Annotated in this window: 2 protein-coding genes; both read right to left on the minus strand. The window is 69.2% G+C overall.

Annotated elements, in window-relative coordinates; genetic code table 11:
- Window positions 1-211: 211 nt before the first annotated feature.
- On the minus strand, window positions 212-763 hold the full coding sequence (locus QK444_RS36230) for a hypothetical protein (RefSeq protein WP_282786628.1): 552 nt from the start codon (window positions 761-763) through the stop codon (window positions 212-214).
- The gene (locus QK444_RS36235; protein WP_282786629.1) at window positions 760-1317 is read right to left on the minus strand and encodes a TetR/AcrR family transcriptional regulator; all 558 of its coding nucleotides are present in this window, start codon (window positions 1315-1317) and stop codon (window positions 760-762) included. Before QK444_RS36235 ends, QK444_RS36230 begins: the two co-directional genes overlap by 4 nt.
- Window positions 1318-1443 lie beyond the last annotated feature (126 nt).

A 1443-nucleotide genomic window follows, 5' to 3' on the forward strand; every position in this document is an offset into this window, starting at 1 on the left:
CGGCCGCCACCGCGTCCTCGCGCCGCAGGTGCCCGATGCGGGTCGACCAGTCGATGCCGTCGTGGGTCAGGTGGTCGTGGCCGCCGTGTCCGTGTCCGTGGCCACCGTGCGCGTGTTCGTGGGTATGTCCGTGTGTCTGTGCGCCCATGGCTACGACGCTAATCGCCTCCGCCGGTGTGGCAATTTTCCTTGCTGTTTCGGCAACACGCGACTAGCGGGCCGACGGCGCGACCGTGCCGCGCACCTCATCGGGTTGCAGATGCGCCAGCAGCAGCTTGATCAGCAGCACCGGTGTGAGCCAGAGCAGCACGGCCGGAATGTCGAGGGGTATCAGCAGCGCGAGGGTCACCCACGCGAAACCGAGCGGTCGGCGCGACCCGGCGGGTGCGGCCAGGACGGCCAGTGCGCCGCCCAGGGCCAGCAGATACACGAATGCCGCGCTGTACCAGGCGAAGTCGGGGACCACTAAGGCGAGCAGGAACGGCTGCACATGGACGGCCACGAATCCGAGGTGGTGTCGCGCGGTGCGGCCGGGGCGGTGGAAATGCCGTTTGGCCGAGGCGGTGGCATTGACCACCGACCCGCCGAACAGGTCGAAGGCGATGACGGCGATGACCCCGACGGCCAGCGCGGACAGTTCCGCGTGCACCGCGAGTGCGGCGGCCCCGGCGGCGCCGAGCGCGGCCGCGCCGTAGCCGAGGACGCGCTCGGTGCGGGTGGCGTCGGGCGCGATGAGGTAGTCGGAGATGGAGCGGGAGGTCATGGGCGTTCTCGCAATCCGTCGAGCACGATATCCAGCATCGGCTGCGCCAGTTTCCCGATGGGCACGTCGGGATCGACGAGCCACTGCAACAGCACCCCCTCGATGACGCCGACGATCACCGTCGCATGCGCCTCCCCCAGATCCGGCCGGATGTCGGCGAGCAGTCCGGCGATGACGCGCCGCTGCTCGCGGTACACGTCCTTCATGTAGTCGGTGGCCCACAGGTCGAAGAGAATGCGGGCGTGGTCGGGTGTGCCCGCCAAGACCTCGAAGACGCCGCGCACCAGCTCGGCGAGCCGGTCCAGCGCCGGGGCATCGCCGTCGACGGCGCGCTGGACGGCGGCCAGCGCCTCGGCGCTGTACTGCTCGAAGGCGGCCTCGAGCAGCGCGTCGCGGCTGTCGAAGTACAGGTAGACGCTGCCCTTGGCGATGCCCGCCGCGGCGGCGACATCGTCGATTCGGGAGGCGGCGAACCCTTTTCGTGCGAAGACTCGCACGGCGGCGTCGAGTATCTCCTGTCGCCGCGCGGTCTTGTCGACCCGTTTGGGGGACATGATCACTCCTATTATGACTGACTGTTCAGTCATAATAAATATCGAGACGGACACCCGCAACCCCCCGAACAGCACGGGCGCGGGGGGGGAAAAGGCCCCCCCCCCGGGGGGAAATTGGGGGCGGCC

This window comes from Nocardia sp. CC201C, from assembly GCF_030010695.1.
GTDB lineage: Bacteria > Actinomycetota > Actinomycetes > Mycobacteriales > Mycobacteriaceae > Nocardia > Nocardia otitidiscaviarum.

Bases quoted from the DNA above. Each gene is read 5' to 3' on its own strand.
- QK444_RS36230 (WP_282786628.1), bottom strand. From the start codon at position 763: ATGACCTCCCGCTCCATCTCCGACTACCTCATCGCGCCCGACGCCACC.
- QK444_RS36235 (WP_282786629.1), bottom strand. From the start codon at position 1,317: ATGTCCCCCAAACGGGTCGACAAGACCGCGCGGCGACAGGAGATACTC.